General features: G+C 37.3%; 18 protein-coding genes. 8 read left to right on the top strand and 10 right to left on the bottom strand.

Features of this window, described 5'->3' with window-relative positions:
- Positions 1-46 precede the first annotated feature (46 nt).
- Positions 47-1,036, bottom strand: a complete 990-nt coding sequence (gene bioB / locus MJX77_RS16290) for a biotin synthase BioB (protein ID WP_004792815.1) — start codon at positions 1,034-1,036, stop codon at positions 47-49.
- Between the two features lie 87 nt (positions 1,037-1,123).
- Positions 1,124-2,224 (bottom strand): tRNA epoxyqueuosine(34) reductase QueG, encoded by a 1,101-nt coding sequence (gene queG, locus MJX77_RS16285; RefSeq protein WP_252061351.1) that lies wholly within the window; start codon positions 2,222-2,224, stop codon positions 1,124-1,126.
- 26 nt (positions 2,225-2,250) lie between these two features.
- Between queG and MJX77_RS16280 the strand changes: the two genes are divergently transcribed.
- Positions 2,251-3,711, top strand: a complete 1,461-nt coding sequence (locus MJX77_RS16280) for an NAD(P)H-hydrate dehydratase (RefSeq protein WP_252059673.1) — start codon at positions 2,251-2,253, stop codon at positions 3,709-3,711.
- A 4-nt stretch (positions 3,712-3,715) separates the two neighbouring features.
- On the opposite strand, the gene ruvC is transcribed toward MJX77_RS16280, so the two are convergent.
- Complete coding sequence (ruvC, locus tag MJX77_RS16275) at positions 3,716-4,261, bottom strand: crossover junction endodeoxyribonuclease RuvC (RefSeq protein WP_002121356.1); 546 nt, start codon at positions 4,259-4,261, stop codon at positions 3,716-3,718.
- 227 nt (positions 4,262-4,488) lie between these two features.
- On the opposite strand from ruvC, the gene MJX77_RS16270 reads away from it, so the two are divergent.
- Both MJX77_RS16270 and MJX77_RS16265 read left to right on the top strand, forming a co-directional pair.
- Positions 4,489-5,082, top strand: coding sequence for a helix-turn-helix domain-containing protein (locus MJX77_RS16270; RefSeq protein ID WP_252059671.1), 594 nt, complete (start codon positions 4,489-4,491; stop codon positions 5,080-5,082).
- A complete protein-coding gene (locus MJX77_RS16265; RefSeq protein ID WP_252059669.1) occupies positions 5,079-5,624 on the top strand; it encodes a GNAT family N-acetyltransferase in 546 nt (181 codons plus the stop codon). The genes MJX77_RS16270 and MJX77_RS16265 overlap by 4 nt, the downstream gene beginning before the upstream one ends.
- 77 nt (positions 5,625-5,701) lie before the next feature.
- Here the strand turns inward: MJX77_RS16265 and blaOXA are convergent, their stop codons facing one another.
- Positions 5,702-6,523, bottom strand: coding sequence for an OXA-213 family carbapenem-hydrolyzing class D beta-lactamase (blaOXA, locus tag MJX77_RS16260; protein ID WP_252059667.1), 822 nt, complete (start codon positions 6,521-6,523; stop codon positions 5,702-5,704).
- Between the two features lie 497 nt (positions 6,524-7,020).
- On the opposite strand from blaOXA, the gene MJX77_RS16255 reads away from it, so the two are divergent.
- The gene (locus tag MJX77_RS16255; RefSeq protein WP_252059665.1) at positions 7,021-7,584 is read left to right on the top strand and encodes an FxsA family protein; all 564 of its coding nucleotides are present in this window, start codon (positions 7,021-7,023) and stop codon (positions 7,582-7,584) included.
- Positions 7,585-7,649: 65 nt separating this feature from the next.
- Here MJX77_RS16255 and MJX77_RS16250 read toward each other — a convergent pair whose 3' ends face one another.
- A complete protein-coding gene (locus MJX77_RS16250) occupies positions 7,650-7,844 on the bottom strand; it encodes a hypothetical protein (RefSeq protein ID WP_252059663.1) in 195 nt (64 codons plus the stop codon).
- 258 nt (positions 7,845-8,102) lie between these two features.
- Between MJX77_RS16250 and MJX77_RS16245 the strand changes: the two genes are divergently transcribed.
- Positions 8,103-8,351, top strand: a complete 249-nt coding sequence (locus MJX77_RS16245) for a hypothetical protein (protein WP_005304620.1) — start codon at positions 8,103-8,105, stop codon at positions 8,349-8,351.
- A 124-nt stretch (positions 8,352-8,475) separates the two neighbouring features.
- Here MJX77_RS16245 and metK read toward each other — a convergent pair whose 3' ends face one another.
- On the bottom strand, positions 8,476-9,642 hold the full coding sequence (metK, locus tag MJX77_RS16240; RefSeq protein WP_004792802.1) for a methionine adenosyltransferase: 1,167 nt from the start codon (positions 9,640-9,642) through the stop codon (positions 8,476-8,478).
- Between the two features lie 538 nt (positions 9,643-10,180).
- On the opposite strand from metK, the gene tkt reads away from it, so the two are divergent.
- Entirely contained in the window at positions 10,181-12,169 is a 1,989-nt protein-coding gene (gene tkt, locus MJX77_RS16235; protein ID WP_151768096.1) for a transketolase, read from the top strand.
- Between the two features lie 60 nt (positions 12,170-12,229).
- Here tkt and MJX77_RS16230 read toward each other — a convergent pair whose 3' ends face one another.
- A complete protein-coding gene (locus tag MJX77_RS16230; protein WP_252059661.1) occupies positions 12,230-12,637 on the bottom strand; it encodes an OsmC family protein in 408 nt (135 codons plus the stop codon).
- Between the two features lie 216 nt (positions 12,638-12,853).
- Here MJX77_RS16230 and MJX77_RS16225 point away from each other — a divergent pair, with 216 nt between their 5' ends.
- Positions 12,854-13,444, top strand: coding sequence for a YceI family protein (locus MJX77_RS16225; protein ID WP_005304638.1), 591 nt, complete (start codon positions 12,854-12,856; stop codon positions 13,442-13,444).
- A 45-nt stretch (positions 13,445-13,489) separates the two neighbouring features.
- Here the strand turns inward: MJX77_RS16225 and MJX77_RS16220 are convergent, their stop codons facing one another.
- Complete coding sequence (locus tag MJX77_RS16220; protein WP_013198108.1) at positions 13,490-14,080, bottom strand: lecithin retinol acyltransferase family protein; 591 nt, start codon at positions 14,078-14,080, stop codon at positions 13,490-13,492.
- A 193-nt stretch (positions 14,081-14,273) separates the two neighbouring features.
- Between MJX77_RS16220 and MJX77_RS16215 the strand changes: the two genes are divergently transcribed.
- Positions 14,274-15,020, top strand: a complete 747-nt coding sequence (locus MJX77_RS16215; RefSeq protein WP_252059660.1) for a phosphodiester glycosidase family protein — start codon at positions 14,274-14,276, stop codon at positions 15,018-15,020.
- Positions 15,021-15,055: 35 nt separating this feature from the next.
- Here the strand turns inward: MJX77_RS16215 and MJX77_RS16210 are convergent, their stop codons facing one another.
- Positions 15,056-15,286, bottom strand: a complete 231-nt coding sequence (locus tag MJX77_RS16210; protein ID WP_003651412.1) for a hypothetical protein — start codon at positions 15,284-15,286, stop codon at positions 15,056-15,058.
- A 248-nt stretch (positions 15,287-15,534) separates the two neighbouring features.
- A complete protein-coding gene (trmA, locus tag MJX77_RS16205; RefSeq protein ID WP_151987947.1) occupies positions 15,535-16,620 on the bottom strand; it encodes a tRNA (uridine(54)-C5)-methyltransferase TrmA in 1,086 nt (361 codons plus the stop codon).
- Between the last annotated feature and the right edge of the window lie 95 nt (positions 16,621-16,715).

The raw sequence follows: 16,715 nt of genomic DNA, 5'->3' as shown, positions 1-16,715 counted from the left end.
TAAAAAAGCCCTGAAAAATCAGGGCTTTTTGTTCTACTGCATTAAGTTATGCACTCATTGCATTTACTGATAAGTCAGCAACTGTAGGTTTTGGTTTTTCTGCGGTTAAGCCTAGTTTATTAAACAACGCTTGGTCTTTACCTTCACCAGCATTTGGTGTGGTGAGTAATTTATCACCAGAGAATAATGAGTTTGCACCTGCCATAAATGCTAATGCTTGATCTGAATCACTTAATGACTCACGACCAGCAGATAAACGAATATAGCTATGCGGCATAATAATGCGTGCAACGGCAATAGTGCGGATCCACTCAATTACATCAAGCTTTTCAACATCTGCTAAAGGTGTTCCTTCAATTGGAACAAGCATATTAATTGGTACTGATTCAGGATGAATTGGCAAAGTAGCTAGTTCATGCAATAAACCAACACGGTCATCACGACTTTCACCTAGACCTACAATACCGCCACTACAAACTTTCATACCAGCTTGGCGAACATAATCTAGGGTATTTAAACGATCATCAAAAGTACGTGTACTAATGATGTGAGAGTAGTACTCACGAGATGTATCTAGGTTGTGATTGTAATAATCTAAACCAGCAACTTGTAGACGTTCTGCTTGAGATTGGTTAAGCATGCCTAAAGTCATGCATGTTTCTAAACCTAACGCTTTTACTTCACGTACCATTTCTAAAACATAAGGCATATCGCGCTCATGTGGGTTACGCCAAGCAGCACCCATACAAAAACGAGACGAACCTGAATCTTTTGCAGCTTTTGCTTCGCTAATCACTTTTTCTACAGCGATACGTTTTTCTGCTTCTAATTTTGATTCGTAATGCGCGGATTGTGAGCAGTATTTGCAATCTTCAGGACATTTACCCGTTTTAATAGATAAAAGGGTACTGACCTGAATCGAATTGGCAGTGAAGTGCTCACGATGTACTTGCTGAGCCTTGAAAACTAAATCCAAAAAAGGTTGTTCATATAAAGCTTGGATTTCTTCACGATTCCAATCATTACGTAGAGTCATTGTCATATCCATGATGATGGCATTAATTCACTACACATAATCATACAGAATTCGTATTAAAGCTATAGGGCAAAAAACATCATTTTTTTAATTTGATAGCTGAAGTTGATTAAGTTGCTGTTCAATTGCCCAATCAATATGCACATTGACGATTTCGTCATGTAAATTTTTGCCTTTGTGTAGCTGATCTACAATTTCTTTTGAACAAGGAGCATTTCCTAAACCAATCGCAATATTACGTTTAAATGACTGATAACCTGTCCTACGGATAGGGCTACCTTCTGTATTTGCTAAAAAAGTGGCTTCATCCCACTGCCAGATATCCAGTAGACTAATATTGTCTAATCCATTTCTAGGATTGAAATCGCTAATGGACGCAGTTTTGGCAAAACTATTCCATGGACAAATTAATTGGCAGTCGTCACAACCAAAAATTCGATTACCAATACCCGCACGTAATTCTTCAGCAATAATTCCTTTGTATTCGATAGTTAAGTAAGCAATACATCGTCTTGCATCTAGCATATAAGGCTCGACAATTGCTTGCGTCGGGCAAATATCAATACAAGCGCTACAAGAACCACAATGTGCTGTTGCAGGTTCGTCGAACGGTAAATCGAGTGACGTAAATAGCTCACCTAATACAAAAAAAGAACCCGACTTTTTATGAATGAGCAACGTATGCTTACCTGTCCAACCCATTCCTGCACTTTCAGCTAATGATTTCTCAAAAATAGGAGCAGAATCTGCAAAAGGGCGAGATTCAAAATCGCCGACTTTTTCACGAATTCTTGTTGCTAAAGTTTTCAATCTGCCACGCATGACTTTATGGTAATCACGGCCACGTGCATAACGGGCGATAATCGCAGAATTTGGTTCGAAAGGTACATATCGAGGTTTTGGAGATTCCACAAGATAGTTCATACGCACGCAAATAATACTTTTTGTGCCAGGAACTAATAATGTAGGGTCGGCTCTTTTTTCTAGATTTTCTTCTAAATAGGTCATGTCTGCATGATAACCACGTTCTAGATATTCTAAAAAACGTGGCATTTGCTCTTGAGCATCTGGTTTTGCAATGACACAATCAGCAAAACCCAAGTCTAAGGCTTGAGCTTTGATCCATGCTTTTAATTCATGAGGATCAAGTTGTTGCACTGCAATGCGTGATGTGTCGGAAGATGTCATAAACCAAAATGCAAGAGGATAATAATATGCAGGCGGTAGTTTACCATAGCGATGATATTCGAGCATGGGAGCAGCGTTGGTTTGCTGCACAAAACTCCTCATTAGGTTTAATGCAACAAGCAGCTTGGTCAATCGCTCAGCAGTTCATCGAGCTTTTTAAAAATCGTACCATTAATAATATTGCTGTTTGGTGCGGGCAAGGCAATAACGCAGGTGATGGCTACTTTATAGCAGGTTATCTAAAACAAGCTGGATTTCACGTTGAAATATTTGCAGCTCAATTGGGTGAATCAACTGATTTACATTGTGCAGCGCAATTTGCTATAGAAAAGAAAGTTCAAATTCATTCAGATTTTGATATTAAAAGAACATTCGATTGCCATATTGATGCTCTATTTGGCATAGGCTTAAATCGTGAATTAAATACTAATTGGCAACAAGCTATTCAACAATTTAATGAACAATCTGGTTTAAAAGTTTCGATTGATATACCGAGTGGCTTACATGCAAATACAGGCTGTGCTTTACCTTTTGCAATACGAGCTGATCATACCTTTACTGTTTTAGGTCTTAAAGCTGGATTATTTACAGGTCAAGGTAAAGAATATGTGGGGCAAGTCCATTTAGTTAATTTAATTCCAATAGATGAAGACCTGAAACCATTAGCTTATTTGACATCTACAAATATTAAGTTTCCTAAACGTTTGGCTTTTGGTCATAAAGGAAGCTATGGTCATGTCTTAGTGGTTGGTGGACATGAGCAAATGGGTGGCGCTGTCATTATGGCTGCTGAGGCTGCTTTTCATGCAGGTGCAGGTAAAGTGACCGTGATTTGTCATCAAAAGCATCATCAAGCTATTTTGTCGCGGTCACCTAATATTATGCTCCGTGATATTAATGCTTTAGATGAAGAAAATATTAGAGAGATTTTATCTCAAGTTGATGCCGTATGTTTTGGGATGGGATTAGGTCGTGATGACTGGTCACAGCAAATTTATCAACAATGGTTTAATTTCTTAAATCAGGCTTCACACTTGGAAGTTGTATTAGATGCAGATGCTTTATGGTTTCTTGCCAAGCAGCCTGAAAAAATAGGTGTGCATGTTTATGCGACGCCTCATCCGGGAGAAGCTGCTACCTTACTTGGTTCCTCTACAGCGAAAATTGAAAATGACCGAATTGCTGCAATTTATGCCTTGCAACATAAATATGATGGTCAGTGGGTACTTAAAGGAGCGGGTAGCTTAATTTTAGAGGATAACTTGTATATTTGTACCGAAGGTAATGCCGGTATGGGAACTGGTGGAATGGGTGATGTATTAGCTGGAATGATTGCAAGTCTAAAAGCCCAGTTCCATAAGCCAATTGCATTACATGAGATTGTTACCCTTCATGCTCAGGCAGGTGATGAACTTGCAAAACAGGGCATGCGTGGTTTACAGGCTTACGAAATGAATCAGGCAATTACTCAAGTCGTGAATCAATAAAGCTTTAGCGTCTACGACTACTCGAGCGACTTCGTCCACGTGCCATACCACCTAAAGCATTTAAGACCGACAGTTTACTCATACTTCCCGATGCATGAGCATGGCAAATTGCGGCAGCAAGGGCATCGGCTGCATCGGATTGCGGTTTAATGGTTAAATTAAGTAATCGCATAACCATCATTTGTACTTGTTCTTTATCGGCAGCGCCATAACCCACTACAGATTGTTTGATTTGACGGGCAGTATATTCTGCAACTTGTAAATCTAAATTAACCAAAGCAGCTATGGCAGCACCACGGGCTTGTCCTAGTTTTAAGGCAGAGTCTGGGTTTTGAGCCATAAAAACTTGTTCAACCGCAGCTTCAGTAGGGCCGTGAAATTTCACAATTCGCTCAACGCCAGCGAAAATACGCTTTAAGCGCTCTGGCATTTCTTGAGTTTCTGTTCGGATTGTACCAGCATCGACAAAACGCAGTTTACTACCATCTTTTTCAATGATTCCATAACCTGTTAAGCGTGAACCTGGGTCAATTCCAATAATCAATGCCATGTGAAGACTTATATAATTAGTTTAGAGAGTATTGTTACATAGCCAAAACGGTTCTGCATGCGTAATTTAAAGAATGCTGCTGTAAATGGTTATTTTTCGGGTTTAACTGGTCTAATTTATAATTGTTTAAAAGTCTATAAATAATTATAAACCATAATGTGAAATAATTTGATGTAATTCTATTTTAATGGAATACTTATCTATAAATATGGAATTGAGTTTGCTCGATGGATGATATCAATATCAGGATTGCACATCGAATACGAGAGTTACGTTTAGCGCGTGGATATACATTAGAGACGCTTGCCACTCGATGCCAAGTTAGCCGTTCAGCTATTTCTTTAATTGAAAGAGGTGAAACGAGTCCTACAGCAGTTGTGCTTGAAAAACTAGCAAATGGACTTGAAGTACCTTTAACCCAAATTTTTATTAATGAAACAAGTAGTCCATCTCCTCAACCGTTTATTCACCGAAATGAACAAGCTGAATGGCGAGATCCAGAAACTGGCTATATTCGCCGTACCGTTTCGCCACCCAATTTAAGGCTACCATTTCAGATTGTTGAAATTGAGTTTCCGCCTCATTCTCGACTCACTTATGAAATTAGTGAAAGCTCTAAAGTGGTACAACAGCAACTTTGGGTAGTTGAAGGGCAAATTGATATTCAATTAGGAAAAAATTCTTATGCATTAGGCCAAGGCGATTGCTTGGCTATGCAACTAGATCAACCTGTTATATACAGCAACAATTCATCTCAAGTCGCTCGCTATATTTTAGTCGTCTCTAATCAACTTGTTTCTGCCGTTAAGGAATCTTTATGACCTATTTCCTCAATTCTAATTTTCGTTTAATTGATTGTAATGAAGCAGAATATTCTGGGGCTATATTAGAGATTCTGAATGAGGCAATCATTAATTCTACTGCTCTATATGATTATTTACCGCGCTCTGAAGAATCGATGAAAAACTGGTTTTCAGTTAAACGAGAAAATGGTTTTCCAGTAATTGGTATTATTGATGAAACAAACAAGTTATTAGGTTTTGCAAGCTGGGGAACTTTCAGGGCTTTTCCTGCATATAAATATACTGTTGAACATAGTATTTATATTCATCATGAGCATCGTGGTTGTGGGCTAAGCAAAATTTTAATGCAAGAGTTGATTAAGCGTGCTCAAGAGGCTGAGCTACATGTATTGATAGGCTGTATTGATGCGACCAATCAGGCAAGCATTGGTTTACATGAAAAAATGGGCTTTATCCACGCAGGTACTTTTAAACAAGTCGGGTTTAAGTTTGGACAATGGTTGGATGCTGCTTTTTATCAGTTAAATTTAAATACGCCGCAGCAGCCAGTTGATGGGTAAATCATAAAGCTCAAATCTCAAGTTTAAGAAAATAGCCCAGTTTGTGATGAAATAAAAACAGGGCTATAGAGCCTAAATTATAAAACACCGAGTTGTTCTAATCCTTTATAAGCAATTTCTTTTCGAATAGAACTGGGAATTCCTTTTTTCATTTCTAAATTGAGTGAGAATGCCACAATTTCTCCTTGTGGTTGAACGACCCAACCGGTTAACCAGCCAACTTGTGGTTCAACATCCCATCCCCAACCACTTTTAGCATAAATTTTACGTCCATTTTTTTCTTCTATGAACACCATTGATTGGACTTGTTCTTGTACATTTTTACTAAATGGAAGAGTTTTATTAGCTAATTCATAAGCAAATTGGGTTTCTTGCTCAGGTGTAATTTTAAGTGGGCCGACAAGCCAAAAATTATCTACTTTTGAACCGATGTCCGCATTACCAAAACCAATACGTTTTACCTCTTTAGACATAAGATCAAGTCCAATACGACGAGCTAGTTCTTGATAAACTGGAATAGCAGAAGCTTTCATTGCATCGCCTAGAGTCATGTCCTTTTCCCAATCAGGAAACAAACGCTTTTGCCCGTCCCATTTAAATACTTCAGTTGCCGTTGCTTTATGATGTTCAAGTCCAATTAAAGCATTTAGCATTTTAAATGTAGAAGCGGGAACATATTCGGTTGATGCTCTTTTAAGATCATTGCCATAAATTACTTCGGTCTGCCCCCGCTTAATCACTAAAACTCCCGTGGTGTGTGCCTGATCAAACAGAGATTTAATTTCTTCTGAATTTTTATTGGCGGAAATAGAATGTATTTGATGTTGTTTTACCGTGTTAGAAGAGCAGGCAGATAAAAATAGAGTAGCTGTTGCAACGACAAGGACTTTTTTATACATAATTTTGACTAAGTTTAATTTGAAGTGTTATTAATTAATTTAACTTGAATAGAACTGACTTTAGATAGGTAAAATGTAAGCTATTTAGCGAGATCTACATGTCGGTAGTATCTTTAAAGTTCTCTAAGGGTACAGCGGAAGTAAAGAAATACTCATAACTTTGCTAAGTAAATAAGACCTTCTTTGACTAAATACGTTCTTTTTCGAAGAACTTTTCGCTCAAATAAAGTAAAAAATTTAAAATCTGATTGAAGTGGCACTTGATAAACCTGATACAGCACTCATTAATAAGAAAGCATGTTTGTTTTTATCGAGTTAAAATCAAATGTACTCCAGTATTGCAGACTCTTATTTATCCGATAGTGTTGTTAATTTTTTAGAAATTAGACAAAACAATCAGAGTTAAGAGAAATGCTTAATCCTTATGTGAAACTTAGATAGGGTTAGGTCAAATAAAACTGCAATGAATTTTCTTTTTGAGATAGATAAAGTTTTACATGAATTTACTTCTTATTGTAGTTCTGGGCGCGATTGTTGAAATTGCCGTATGGATTGGCGTAGCACAGTTCATCAGTGGATGGTACGTGTTCTTTTGGTTCATTATTGCTTTCTTTATTGGTTTGGGGCTTATTCGCAGAAGTACTGCTGGTATTATGCCTCAATTACAACAAATGCAGATGACAGGCCAGCTAGGTAGTGACCCAACTGTAACTAAAAAACTTGCTTATGCTTTTGCAGGTTTCTTATTAATGTTACCAGGTCTTGTATCTGATGTTTTGGCTCTTTTAATTTTGATTCCTGGTGTTCAAACTGCATTTCGTAACATAGCGATGAGAACTCTTGCAAAACGCCAACAAGCCATGATGAATAAAATGATGGGTGGTATGGGCGGTAATGCTTCGGGACAAAACCCATTTGCTGATTTAATGCGCCAAATGCAAGATATGCAGAATCAGCAAGGTGGTGGTCAAGGCCAATACCATGACTCAAACATTATTGATGGCGAAGCGCGAGATGTTACGCCAAACCACAAAAAAATTGAGCATAAAAATAAAGATTAATAAGTAATTATGTTATGAAAAAGCTTAAACCTGATGGGTTTAAGCTTTTTTTATTTTTAAAATTATTATTGATTCTCAGAAACCGAAGTAGATGAATCACTATCGTCTATTTCTAATTTAGTTCCTTCTTGTGGTTTCGGCTGTGGTTGATATTTATTTGAAGGTAGAGCGGTTTGCTTGTTTTCAGATTGTTGATAACCTCGACTTCGGTTTGCTCTTTCGCGAAAGCCACCTTTATTAATCAGCTGTGTATGAGACATGCATTTGCCTAAAATGTGAGATTATTCGCTTATTTTAGCAAATTTGGCAAAATATCAAAATAAGAAAAATAGTGCCAAAAAAATAATATTTAACTTATCTTTTTGTATTTGAATAATATTTTTTAATTGACTCAATTGTTCATTCAGATTGAATTATCTTTTCATTTCACATAGGATAAATATAAAGGATGTATAAATTAAAAATGCAGCAAACCTATTAAAAAAACAACGGTTGAAATGAGGGAAGGAGGGTTACCTATGCTATATCAATACCATTGTGCGTGTTGCGACAAAGTTGTGGCATCAACTGATAAATCATGTCCATATTGTGGTTCGCAACATATTCGAAGCCCGTATGGTTTGTGGATGTTTTGTGTGATGGCTTGTCTAGCGGTTGTCGTTGTATTTAAAGTTGTCCATATTTATGTCCAGAACCATCAAGATACTCCGACGCAGTCAACATTACTTGATGTATTAAATCAGGATGATAAAACCACAAGACAATAAATTTTGATCAGAGCTACAAATGATATGGCATCAAGGATGGTTGCTAGAAGAGTAAACCCTGCATATTATGAAATTTGAACTGTAAAAAAGCCCGCTCATTGGCGGGCTTTTTTATGACTTTATATTAGAGGCCAGCAGCATCTTTAAGAGCTTCAACTTTATCAGTTTTTTCCCATGTAAATGCAGTATCTGATCCTTCACGACCAAAGTGGCCATAAGCCGCAGTTTGTTTATACATTGGCTGAATAAGATCCAGCATACGAGTAATACCAAACGGTCTTAAATCGAAATGATCACGTACAAGTTGAATAATCAACTCATCAGAAACTTTTGCTGTACCAAATGTATTAATTGAAATTGAAGTAGGTTCTGCTACACCAATTGCGTAACTCACCTGAATTTCACATTTGTCAGCAAGACCAGCTGCTACAATATTTTTTGCAACATAACGGCCTGCATATGCAGCAGAACGGTCAACTTTAGATGGATCTTTACCAGAGAAAGCACCACCGCCGTGACGAGCCATACCACCGTATGTATCAACAATAATTTTACGACCTGTTAAACCACAGTCACCTACAGGGCCGCCAATAACGAACATACCTGTTGGGTTAATGTGGAATTTAGTCGCAGCGTGGAACATTTCCGCAGGAATGATCGGCTTGATAATTTCTTCAATAACAGCTTCTTTAAGCTGGCTTTGAGTAATTTCAGGATCATGTTGAGTAGACAAAACAACTGCATCTAGACGTACAGGCTTGCCATTTTCATATGCAAAAGTAACTTGGCTTTTTGCATCCGGGCGTAACCATGGAAGTGTGCCTGAGCGACGAAGTTCAGCCTGACGTTCCATTAAACGGTGAGCATAAGAAATCGGAGCAGGCATTAAAACATCTGTTTCACGGCTTGCATAACCGAACATTAAACCTTGGTCACCGGCACCTTGATCTTCAGGTTTTTGACGGTCTACACCTTGTGCAATCTCTGGTGATTGTTTACCAATCATATTGATTACAGCACATGTTGATCCATCAAAGCCAAGATCAGAGTGGTGGTATCCAATACCGTTAACAGTATTACGAACAACAGCTTCAACATCAATATTAGCAGTCGTTGTTACTTCACCAGCAAGTACAACAGCGCCTGTTTTTACCAGTGTTTCACATGCAACACGTGCGTATGGGTCTTCTTTTAAGATTGCATCCAAAATAGCGTCGCTAATTTGGTCGGCCATTTTATCGGGATGACCTTCGCTTACAGATTCCGAGGTAAAAACAGCGTACTCGCGCATGAAAGTCCTATCTTGGTTATTTCAAAAGACATAATATGTTACATCGACTTGAGCTTAAGGACCAGTTCATACTGACCAAAAAGCATGAATTTGTTTCATTTATACTGTGTTTTAATTGATAAGTGTATTAGTAAAATTGATATAAAGAATGTTTATTTAAAGTATTGGTATTTTAATAACAAGTTATTAGAGTACTTTTTAGACATATGAATTAACAAAAAGATTATGTCTTCTAAGTAAGATTTTAAAGAAAAGAAACATGATCGACCTAGATAGAGATTTCAAAATATTTTATCTATATATCAAAGTCTAATAGAACGGTCTGTTCGTATAGGAGAGCAGTATTTAAGAAAATGAGTACTGTTTTGTATAACTTAAAGGTCCAAATGATTTTTGTGTAACCAAGAAACGGTTAAAAATAAAGAAATATACTATGTTGGGGTTTACCCTCAGCCTTTTTTTTAAGACAATATAGCGGCATTGAATTGTTATTCATCTTCTTCTTTTCATCAATCTATTAAAATTGGATTCTGATCTTATGACGACCCCTTTAAACGAACGTCGTATTGCAAATGCAATTCGTGTATTGGCAATGGATGCTGTGCAACAGGCAAACTCAGGGCATCCTGGTGCTCCAATGGGGATGGCAGATATTGCTGACGTCGTCTGGCGCGAGTTTTTAAATCACAACCCAACTAACCCACAATGGGCAAACCGCGACCGTTTCGTTTTATCAAACGGCCATGGTTCAATGTTGCAATATGCTTTGCTTCATTTAACAGGTTATGATCTTTCAATTGAAGATTTAAAACAGTTCCGTCAATTACATTCAAAAACTCCTGGTCACCCTGAATATGGTTATGCACCAGGTATTGAAACTACGACTGGTCCTTTAGGCCAAGGTATTGCAAACGCTGTTGGTTTTGCATTGGCAGAAAAGACTTTAGCTGCTCAGTTCAATAAAGATGATTTAAAAGTAGTTGATCACTTTACTTATTGTTTCTTGGGCGATGGCTGTTTAATGGAAGGTATTTCTCACGAAGTATGTTCTTTAGCAGGTACTTTACAGCTTGGTAAATTGATTGCTTATTATGATGACAATGGCATTTCAATTGATGGTGAAGTAGAAGGCTGGTTCAGCGATGATACAGAAGAGCGTTTTAAAGCGTATGGTTGGCAAGTTCTTCGTGTAGATGGGCATGATGCTGATGCGATTCGTCAAGCAACAATCGAAGCAAAAGCTGAAACTCAAAAACCAACAATCATTATGTGTAAAACGATTATTGGTTTAGGTTCACCAAATAAACAAGGTAAAGAAGACTGTCATGGTGCGCCATTAGGTAAAGATGAGATTACTTTAACTCGTGAAGCATTAGGCTGGAAAGAAGAAGCATTCGTTATTCCTGCTGATGTATATGCTGCATGGGACGCGAAAGCAAAAGGTACTGAATCTGAAGCAGCTTGGAATGCGGTATTTGCACAGTATCAAGCAAAATATCCAACTGAAGCAGCTGAGTTACTTCGTCGTATTAGCGGTGATTTACCAGCTGAATTTGCAGCACAAGCAGATGCATTCATTCGTGAAACAAATGCGAAAGGCGAAACCATCGCAACACGTAAAGCGAGCCAGAACACACTACAAGCATTTGGTCCTTTATTGCCTGAGTTACTAGGTGGTTCTGCTGACTTAGCTGGTTCTAACTTAACGCTTTGGAAAGGTTGCCAAGGCATTCAAGAGAACCCAGCTGGTAACTACGTATATTATGGCGTACGTGAGTTCGGTATGACTGCAATTGCGAATGGCGTTGCATTGCATGGTGGTTTTGTTCCTTACGTTGCAACATTCTTAATGTTTATGGAATATGCGCGTAATGCAGTACGTATGTCTGCATTGATGAAGCAACGTGTAATTCATGTTTATACACATGACTCAATTGGTCTAGGTGAAGATGGTCCAACTCACCAACCAATCGAACAAATTGCTTCTTTACGTGGTACACCGAACCTAAATACATGGCGTCCTGCTGATACTGTAGAAACTGCTACTGCATGGAAATCTGCTCTAGAGCGTAAAGATGGCCCTACAGCACTTATTTTCTCTCGTCAAAACTTACCATTCCAAGCACGTTCTGAAGAACAAATTCAAAATGTTGCGAAAGGTGGTTATGTTCTTGCTCAAGAAAAAGGCGAATTGAAAGCAATCATTATTGCAACTGGTTCTGAAATTTCTTTAGCAATGGAAGCTTATGCTCAACTTGACGGTGTGCGTGTAGTTTCTATGCCATGTGCAGAAGAGTTTATGAAACAAGACGCTGCATATCGTGAAGCTGTATTACCAACTCATATCCGTGCACGTGTTGCAGTTGAAGCAGCTCATGTTGACTACTGGTGGAAGTTTGTTGGTCTTGATGGCAAAGTAATTGGGATGACTACTTATGGTGAGTCTGCACCAGCAAAAGATTTGTTCCAATTCTTTGGTATTACAACTGAAGCTGTTGTTGCAGCGGTAAAAGAATTAACTGCTTAAATATTAATAAAGTAGTGTAAAAAAGCGCTCCTCATGGAGCGCTTTTTTTATATTTGAAAATTAAATGCTAAGTTCGGTTTGAATATTAATTTGAGACGTCAGTAATTTATGGATAGGGCAGTTTTCAGCAACTTTTAATAAGCGCTTGTGTTGGTCTTCCGTGAATTCACCTTTGAGTGTGATTTTGCGTTCAATATTATTTTGGCCTTTCTCTGGTTCACCATTTGGGTTTAATGCTAAGTCCACTTGAACATGATCAATCTTAATACCTTTAAGATTTGCATACATCTCTAATGTGATGGTAGTGCAAGCACCTAAAGCAGACAGTAAGATTTGAACTGGGTTGGGTGCAGTATCTTGTCCACCTTTATCAGTAGGTTCATCAGCAAACCATTGATGACCTGAAGGATCGGTAAGAGTTATTCGATATGGAGTGGAAGTACTTTGTGCTTGAGCAGTGTTAGCCATGTTTTACCTTATTATTAATCAAAAATCGAAGTAAAAACGAATTAATTTCAGAGTGTAGACACGGTACGATAGTACCTATACTTTATAATATTGTTTTTAAATAATAACTGTAACGCTTTTATTGTTGCATGGATGAAACATATCGTTTTATAAAGAATAGTGAATTAAATTACTTGATGTATACACTAGCGACTATATCAATAAAGGATACGAAAAATGCATCTTAAAACATTAAGCTTCGGTTTGGCAGTAGCATTAGCTAGTTCAGTTACTTTAGCTGCACCAGTCGACTACAAAATTGATCCAACACATACAGCTACTGTTTTCTCGTGGAATCACTTTGGTTTCTCTACTCCAAGCGCTAACTTCTCGGATATCCAAGGTGTAATTAAAGTTGATAATGCTAAACCAGCAAACTCATCTGTTAATGTAACTATTCCTTTAAGCAGCGTAAATACAAACGTTCCTGCTTTGGATAAAGAGTTCCAAGAAGAAGCTTGGTTTAATGCGGCTAAATATCCAAACATTACTTTTAAAAGTACTAAAGTTGAAACCAAAGACAAAAAGCACTTTAAAATTACTGGTGACTTAACTGTTAAAGGTGTAACGAAGCCTGTTGTACTTGACGCTGTTTTAAATAAGCAAGGCGAACACCCAATGGCAAAAGTTCCAGCGATTGGTTTCAATGCTACAACTTCATTCAAACGCTCTGACTTTGGTCTAGGTAACTACGTTCCAAATGTTGGTGACAAAATCACTGTAAACATTACGACTGAAGCAACTGTTGCTAATGCAGCTAAAAAATAAGCTATAAGTTTTCTCAAAAGCCCTCAAATATGAGGGCTTTTTTATTTAGATTGGTTCTTTTTTATCTGGATCTATAAATACTAAAGGGACTGAAGGATCAATATTCCTTTTTTCAGATTTTTCTCTTAAGAATTGGTAAGTAGGGACCTTCATTTTTGCTTGATCACGCAATTTCTTCTTAATATAAAGAACAAGAGCAAAACATGTTGTTGCAACAGTGAGCATCATACCATTCATATAGCTCATGATTGAACTTACATAACCGATGGTCGTTAATCGGTGCATCATACGTTCAACTTGAGTACTACTTTCAATTCCGGTAATTGCCCAGCTACATAAATGTTCGCAGTTGTTAATAATGAGATGATAGTGGTTTTCATGCATACGTGAACGCATCCGACGCACGACTGCTTTTCCTTTATAGCGTGGCGTGTCATAAGAGCGAACGTGAATTTTTTTGCCATGCGAGAAAGCATCTATTGAGGTGATCTCAATCGGACGTTTTTTGATGAAATGTGCTAAGCCAGAATAATGGATAACTCGACCTCTCCCAGCATATATACCATGGTGGCTATAGCCGAGATGCTTTACGATGAGATGAGCCCCTAGAGGGTAGCGTTTATTCGATTGCTGCATGCTTACGCTGATCCAATAAAGTGTAAATGGCTTTTATTGAAAAGCTGCCAACCATTATAACCAATATCAGCAATGCAGAGTGTATTGATTACGTCGAATGAATGAGTTTGGCACATACCCAATCTATTTGTCTTTATTGTATATAATTTAAAGTTTTCATATTAAGGAAAAATGTCATGCTTGGTGGTACTAAATGAAATGGTTGGTGTGGTGCTTAACGATATATGGTCTTTTGATTCAGTCTGTCTATGCCATAGAACATCAGCAAGTTAAAACGGCGGAGGGCGATCAATATGATGTGATTGCAATTAGCAATTTAAAACAGTTGCGTCTTTTTCTTAAGAATTCCACTAATCAACAGTATTACAAAAGCTTTAATAATATTCAGAAAAATTTAAAACAATGTGAGCGTCTTTCTTTTGCAATGAATGCAGGAATGTTTCATCCGGGATTTTCTCCAGTAGGGCTGTATGTTGAGCAAGCTAAAGTAATTCAGCCATTAAATGAAAATAAAGGATTGGGAAATTTCTTTTTACAGCCGAATGGTGTGCTAGGTTGGAATAAAAAACAGGCCTTTATTTTAACAACGCAACAATATAGTCGACGCGATTTCAATGTTGAGTATGCGACACAATCTGGCCCGATGTTAGTTATTGATGGGAAGATCAACTCCCTTTTTTTACCAGACTCTCAGTCGAATAAAATTCGTAATGGTGTTGGTATTCGAAATAATAAGCTCTACTTTGTAATATCGAAGAATAGCGTGAGTTTCTACAGATTTGCTCAGTTCTTTCAAAGAAATCTTAAGGTAGAGCAAGCTTTATATCTCGATGGTTCTATTTCTAGTTTATATATTCAAAAAAACAAGCGTAATGATCAATTATTTGAAATGGGACCAATAGTTGGTTCGGTTGATCAGACAGATTGTCAAATAAAGTGAAATATAAAAAAGCCAGTACAAGACTGGCTTTTTTATTAGTGAATAGATGGTTTTTGAGTGAGTTCATTTAACTCTTTTCGGCTATAACCACGGGAAATAAGAACTTTTTTTATTCCCTTAATGACATCTTCATCTGTTGCTAGTGCGAGAGCACTTAGAAGTTGTTCATTTGTTTTACATGAGCAGTCATTTTCAACACAAGCAGTTTGGTTTTTATGCTCGTTATGCTGTTGATCTGCTAAGAACAGCTTTTGCCAAAAACTCATAGAGCCTTCATATACAACCTAACATAGCTCGAAATATAGCCAATTTAAAATAAAATACAAGTCTCTATAAGTGATAAATCCACCAATTGAACTCTAGAATTTTCGATAGGAATGCTCGAGTTAAACGAAATTATGACGAATAGATGACTTGATATTTTTTGAAAATTTAAATACTTAACTAATAAATTGTTAAAAAATAAGGAGGTACAAAATCTCCTTATTTAAAACTTTACAATGAAAGATTTTGTTTAAATCTTCTCAAGTAATACACCTGACTCAACATGATGTGTATAAGGGAATTGATCGAACAATGCAAACTTAGTAATACGGTGAGTTAAACCTAATGTTTTTAAGTTTTCATGCAATGTATCTGGGTTGCATGAAATGTAAATAATACGTTCAAAACCCTGTAATAATTTCAAAGTTTCATCATCAATCCCTGCACGTGGGGGATCAACAAATACGGTATCAAAGTCATAGCTCTGAATATCAATATTTGCTTCTTGTAGACGGCGGAATTCGCGCTCACCTTGATAAGCTTGAGTGAATTCTTCAGCTGAAAGACGGGCTACTTGAATATTATCGATCTGATTTTGTTCGATGTTCCATTGAGCAGCATAAACAGAGGATTTTGCAAGTTCTGTTGCCAAAACGCGTTCAAACTTTAAAGAAAGTGGAAGAGTAAAGTTACCGTTACCACAGTAAAGCTCTAATAAATGTTTTTTCGATCCTTCTGCCGCATCACATGCCCATTGCAGCATTTTTTTGCAAACCTGTGCATTTGGCTGAGTAAAGCTACTTTCAATTTGTTTGTATTTAAATGAACGGTTTAAAAGTTCAAATTCTTCAACGACGAAATCATCGCCAATAATAATTTTCTGGCCACGACTGCGGCCCATAATTTTAATGTCTAATTTCTCAGCAAGCGCTTTAGCTGCCTGTTCCCATTCTTGATCTAGTTTACGGTGATAAATTAAGGTAACTAACATTTCTCCGCTAAGTGTAGCGAGGAAATCAGCTTCGAATATACGGTTAGAAAGTTTGGGTTCCGCTTTGAGTTCTTCCAAAAGTTTTGGCATTAAATCATTAATGCTTTGGTCCGCAATAGGAAACTCATCAATGCGTACAACTGTTTTTTGCTTGTCATCATCGTTACGTTCAAACATGGCATAGAACATGTCATTTTCTGTATGCCAGATACGAAACTCAGCACGCATGCGGAAATGTTGTTCAGGTGACTCAAACACTTCTAATGTAGGTGGAGTAAATTCAGAAAATTGGGCAGTAATGCGGTCAATTTTAGTTTGAAGTTGTTGATGATAAGAAGAGGTCATAGACAAAGAAAATTTAGACAGAATCAAATAGTGAATGGTATCAAAAAAAACGGGGTTACAGGAGCCAATTTTAGCTAGATATCAATAAGCAAGAC

This window comes from Acinetobacter sp. AHP123, from assembly GCF_023757925.1.
GTDB lineage: Bacteria > Pseudomonadota > Gammaproteobacteria > Pseudomonadales > Moraxellaceae > Acinetobacter > Acinetobacter oleivorans.
The sequence above is the reverse complement of the archived record's forward strand: the minus strand, read 5'-3'. Positions and strand labels throughout refer to the sequence as shown.